Source organism: Acidovorax sp. 22279 (assembly GCF_052045435.1).
GTDB lineage: Bacteria > Pseudomonadota > Gammaproteobacteria > Burkholderiales > Burkholderiaceae_C > Acidovorax > Acidovorax delafieldii.
The window spans coordinates 1-4966 of record NZ_JBQEOV010000033.1; the positions used below are offsets into that span (position 1 = coordinate 1).

Annotated in this window: 8 protein-coding genes; 7 read left to right on the forward strand and 1 reads right to left on the reverse strand. The window is 59.0% G+C overall.

Annotated features, from left to right (window positions below; translation table 11 throughout):
* From ACTJKQ_RS24445 to ACTJKQ_RS24475, 7 genes are all read left to right on the forward strand, one after another.
* A partial coding sequence (locus ACTJKQ_RS24445; RefSeq protein WP_440598355.1) for a hypothetical protein occupies nt 1-264 on the forward strand: 264 nt, incomplete at its 5' end.
* Nucleotides 265-280: 16 nt separating this feature from the next.
* Nucleotides 281-499 carry a hypothetical protein gene (locus tag ACTJKQ_RS24450; protein ID WP_440598356.1) on the forward strand — a complete coding sequence of 73 codons (219 nt, stop codon included), beginning with the start codon at nt 281-283 and terminating at the stop codon, nt 497-499.
* A 204-nt stretch (nt 500-703) separates the two neighbouring features.
* Nucleotides 704-850: a hypothetical protein gene (locus ACTJKQ_RS24455; protein ID WP_440598357.1), complete on the forward strand. Its 147-nt coding sequence runs from the start codon at nt 704-706 to the stop codon at nt 848-850.
* 81 nt (nt 851-931) lie between these two features.
* Nucleotides 932-1066, forward strand: coding sequence for a hypothetical protein (locus ACTJKQ_RS24460; RefSeq protein ID WP_440598358.1), 135 nt, complete (start codon nt 932-934; stop codon nt 1064-1066).
* Nucleotides 1067-1182: 116 nt separating this feature from the next.
* A complete protein-coding gene (locus ACTJKQ_RS24465) occupies nt 1183-2529 on the forward strand; it encodes a hypothetical protein (protein ID WP_440598359.1) in 1347 nt (448 codons plus the stop codon).
* Between the two features lie 2 nt (nt 2530-2531).
* Complete coding sequence (locus tag ACTJKQ_RS24470) at nt 2532-2924, forward strand: DUF2523 family protein (RefSeq protein ID WP_440598360.1); 393 nt, start codon at nt 2532-2534, stop codon at nt 2922-2924.
* The gene (locus ACTJKQ_RS24475; protein ID WP_440598361.1) at nt 2921-4333 is read left to right on the forward strand and encodes a zonular occludens toxin domain-containing protein; all 1413 of its coding nucleotides are present in this window, start codon (nt 2921-2923) and stop codon (nt 4331-4333) included. Before ACTJKQ_RS24470 ends, ACTJKQ_RS24475 begins: the two co-directional genes overlap by 4 nt.
* On the opposite strand, the gene ACTJKQ_RS24480 is transcribed toward ACTJKQ_RS24475, so the two are convergent.
* Nucleotides 4323-4685, reverse strand: a complete 363-nt coding sequence (locus ACTJKQ_RS24480) for a hypothetical protein (protein ID WP_440598362.1) — start codon at nt 4683-4685, stop codon at nt 4323-4325. The two genes, ACTJKQ_RS24475 and ACTJKQ_RS24480, sit on opposite strands and share 11 nt — an antisense overlap.
* Nucleotides 4686-4966 lie beyond the last annotated feature (281 nt).

Genomic DNA, 4966 nt, shown 5'->3' on the forward strand with positions numbered 1-4966 from the left:
GAGGGCCGCGCCTTCGACTCCACCACCTTCCACCTGTCGGTGGACATTGCGCAGTCCTCCAGCGGCGAAAGCATCGGCGTAGTCACTCGCCCGTTCAAGCTGGGCGACTCCACCGAGTTCAAGAAGTGGGAACACCTCAAGAACTCTTGGCCCATCGGCGGTGTGATGTGCGATTGCGAATTCGACATCGTGGCCGGTGCCGACAACAGCACAAAGCTCACGCTGCTGGCGATCAAACCCGCCACCCAGGCCAAGGCCGCCTAAGGCCCAAAGGCACCCCATGCGCAACGTGATCCAGTCCCGCACAACAGGCGCTTTCCTCGCGCCGTCTTTCGAGGACGGCCAGCCGGAGTGGGTCATGTTGCTCTGCGAAGCCGCCATTGTGGAAGACCTCGAAACCTGCGTGCAGCTTATCGAGGACCACACCGAGCCATTCCACCGCCCCCAGGTCATCGACCTGGACGACCTCTACAAAAAGCAGGAGCCCATCCATGCCTGATTCAGACATTGAACTTGAGTGCCCTCGCTGTGGCGCACTCGTCATCGATGACGAGCTGGAACAAGTCGCTGGGGAAGAAGACAAGGCCGGTTGCCCCTGCTGCGGAGAGGTATCAGCTACAGAAGATTGGGTGTCCTGATGCGCTTCCTTGTCTGCAACGTTGACACCGTCCCTTGCCCGGAGGAGTTCACACAGTGGCTCTCCATGGCGGAGGTCATCGACTTTTCAGCGCTCGGGCTCACCCCCGAACTGATCTTGAAAGCCTACGTTTTTGGCGCCGGTTCCGTGGTCACTTGGTGGGCCGCTGGGTTCGTCATCGCGGTGGCCGTCAAGGCCCTAAGCAAAGCCTGATTCCAGCCGCTAGCCCTGCGTGCAGGGCCTGCGGGTGCAATCCGCACCGTTTCATGTAACCAACCTTTAGGAGCTTTCCAAATGGCAGACATCTTTGCAGCAATCGACTTCACCACCGTGGCCGCTTCCGTGATCGTGATCGGCGTGGCCGTGATGGGCATTCACATGGCCTTCAAGGGCATTGACCTGGGCAAGCGTGGCGTCAAGAAGGCCTAAGGCTTAGTCATGCTGATAGGTGCGCTCGCTGCTCTATTCCTGGGTGTTGTGGCCCTGATTGGGGCCGTGAGCGCCCTTGTTTTTTGTCTCGCTGTTCGTCCGTGATGGGGGTGAGCATGGTTCATCTTTACCGCATCATTTGCGCTGCCCTGCTCTGTGTCATTGGTGTTTCAGCATCTGCGGCTATCCAGCCCGTTGTGCGGTACAAGTACTACACCTTTGAGGGCACTGCTTCCGAGATCGTTGCGCAGGCTCAAGCCAATCAGCCCACCATGAGTTGTGGAGGCGGCGTAACTAAGACGCTCAATTGGTACTCCAAAAACGCAACGGCCTCCGGCGTCGACATCTGGCACTCCCGTGATGCTTGCCCAGGCTATGGGCCATACGATGCCTATCAATTCAGTGCGGGTGCTATTGGCACTGGTTGCCCAGCAAATAGCTCGCTTTCTGGTGGCTCTTGTACCTGCAACGCGTCCTATATCGAAATCAACGGCGCCTGTGAAGCGAAGAATGATGACCGAGATAGGTGCGCATCTTTCGCTGTTTCTCAAACCCTGCCCGGTGGCGCCCTCGTGCAGGATTACCGCCTGCAAGGCAACGTTGCAGATGGTGCCCAATTCTGTATGCCCGGCGCATTTGATAGCCCATCTAAGGGCTGCAAGGTTTCATTCAGCAGGGATGCGTTTCTTGACTATGGCGGCGGTGCTTCTGTCACGGAGGGCACATTCTCCATGGCCTCTAACTCCTCAAGCGTCGATCAATCTTGCTCTGTCGGTGACAACACGACACCGCCTAAAGTCCCACAAAAAGAGAAGTGTCCAGACGGGTACACCGGTACCGTGAACGGTGTCGAACGGTGCATTAACAAGGTGCCGGATTCCGGCGTGGGCAACAACAGCGAAGAAGAAACCACCGACACCGAAACCGAGACAAGAAGGGTCACTCGCAACAGCACTACCGAGTGCAAAAACGGCGTGTGTACCACCACCACTACGACTACAACTACAGTCACTACAAAGCCCGGTGGTGCCACCAGCACTTCGACCTCGACGACCGTTACTAGCGGTAGTCAAGCGGGTTTCTGCAAAGAGAACCCAGGCACAAAGATTTGTTCCAACGGCGATGAAAAAGGCGTCGGTGATGTGGGGTCCGTCACTGGCGGAAAGACCCACGGACAGCCCACTCTGTACGAAACGAAGTACCCCAACGGCATCAAAGGCGTCTGGGAAGACTCGGGCATAGCTGGTGCCGATGGCAAGTTCGGCCAGCTTGCATCAGCGCTCATGCCTTCCATTGCAGACGGCAACGGCGGTTGCTTGTCTTTCACCGTGCCGTTGAGCGTGGGCATCGTTGATTTCGGCGTGCTGGATGTGTCGCCGCCCTGCCTTATCTGGCCCTTCATTCGCATCTGCGTCCTTATCACCGCGCTCTGGCTCGCCCGTGCGCTCATCTTCGGGGGTTGACCATGGCAGACACGACAGACACCAGCGGCGGCATCACCGCTGCCATACAGGCCATCGTTAAGGGGATTCAAAAGGTAGTCGACAAGATCGACGCCGTAATCGATTGGTTTTTCGAACTCATCCCCAGGCTGATTGAGGCCCTGGTGCTGATGTACAAAGACATGTTCCTCTGGTGCCTGGAACAGCTTCTGAGCCTCGCCAAAGGCGTCCTCGATGGCATGACCGGGTTTGACGACATCATCGCCCAGGCCGCCACCATCTGGGCCGGTGTGCCACCTGAGGTGATGACTGTTGTTCAAGCAATCGGCCTCGGGACAGCGCTCACGATCATCACCGGCGCGATCATGATTCGCTTGGTGCTGCAGCTCATACCGTTTGTGAGACTTGGCTCATGATTAACCTGCTTGAAGGCGTCCCAGGCTCTGGCAAGAGCTATGAGGCCGTGGTTTACCACGTGCTGCCAGCGCTCAAGATGGGCCGCAAGGTCATCACAAACCTGCCGTTGCAGCTCGAAAAATTCGCTGCCATTGACCCCGGATTTTTGGATCTGATCGAGATCAGAAAAGGCCCCATGCCGATCTATGGCCGCTGGGATGCCGAAGCCGCAAACCGGGGCGAAAAGGCATTCATCGTCGGTGACTTCACCGGCGTTGAATCGTCTGCGGATTGCGTCATCAACTCCAAGCGCGCTATCCCTGCACCCAGCAACGTTCGCTTGTTTGGGGGCGTCTGGGACTTCTACGACGAGTGGCGCGGAGAGGGCAACATTGGCGCGCTGTTCGTGATCGATGAGTGCCATGTCTCCTTCCCAAAGGAGAGCGTCCGCAAGGGCCGATTCACGCCTGATGAGGTCATCCAGTGGTTCAAGATCAGCCGACACTTTGGCGTCGACGTGCTGCTGATGACCCAGCGCATGCGCGCACTGGATGAGGACGTTGCGGGCCTCGCTGAAATGCACATCCGGGTGCGCAAGGCAACATTCCTCGGGCGTCCAGATCACTACATCCGCAAAGTGTTCGCGGGCCTCAACGGAGGGGAAGTGCAATCGGACGAGCGGCCTTACAAACCGCAGTATTTCCCGCTGTACAAGAGCCACACCCAGGGCGCTGCAGTCATCGAAGCCGCAGCCCAGGACGTAGCACCGGCCAACGTCAAATGGCGTCGCTGGAGCTATGCAATGTTCGCCATTGCCGCCATCGGGTCTATCTGGTTGGGTCAAAAAATCTTCACTGACAAGCCAGAGCCAAAGAAGATGGTCGGGTTCAAGTCGAGGCCCGTTGCGCAGGCTCCGGCAGAGCCCGAGAAACCCGCCACGCAGGCCCAGCTCGAGGTGCATCAGGCCGCGGCAGTGAACCCAGGCCCAGGCATCAAAAAGGCCGTGATGAAGATGGCTGACAGTGGCCCACCTGACCCCCTCGAAAACCGGGGCATGCACCTTGCAGGATGCGCCACCATGGGCGCAAAGCACACCTGTCTGGTGTCGGTGTCACAAAACGGCGTGCCGGTCTTCACGATGACAAAGGCCGATCTTGAATCCATGGGCTACGCCTACCGCCAGCTATCTGACTGTGTGGCCACGGTGACCTGGGGAACACACAACAGAACCCTGCTGTGCGATCTGCCGCAGGTACAGCAAGGGGTAAGCGGTGTCACTTCTACAGCAAGCGTGGATTCAGGCCCTGTGGTGCGCTCAGTTCCTGCGCCTGCGCCTGCAGCACCGCCAGAGCCAAAGCAAAACACCTCGCAGTGGGTCAAGGAATTGACGGCCCGCAATGAGTCTGTGCGCTCCATCCTCACGCGCTGATCGCGATAGGGCAGCGTGCCAGCGGCCGCATTGCGCGCATGCGGTCGTAGTGCCCAGCGAAGCCCGTCCTCTTCACTGGTTCAGCGAACACCAGCGCCACCTGCGCAGCCTTCACCAGCTTGCCCAGGTCGCGCACTTTCTTCGCCAGCTCACGCGCCCAGCTCGGCGTGGTCTTGCGCACTGGATAGGCTACTCGGCCCGCTGCCTTGAAAGCTGCGCCGCGCTCTGCCCTGATCGCCCGCAGCAGCCGCGTCGTCGGCCGCGACGTAGCCCACACCAGCAAGCGCCCGAACTGCAAAGGCATCTGCAGCGCCAGAGCTTCAGGAAATTTGCGGTAGTTGCTTGCGATCATGGTGTTCCCCTTCAGGTGTACCGGGCCCCTAGATTCCGAGCCGGACAACTGTTGTCTGTTGCCCGTGCAAGCTGGCCTTGCTTGCACCGTTCCCCTGAGTTCTTCGCCGTGCCATTAGCGGTGCCGGGATTGAGTTGCGGAGGGGGGAGGGTTTGTAAAGCGCAGCTTTATGGATTCCCCCCGCAGGAACTCAAAGCGCCCTCGGCGCGGTCCTGGCTTAGCGTTGGCCGAAGAGGCGAAGAAATCTGGGGAATGGTGCTGGGCGCTACCTCTCACGGGCA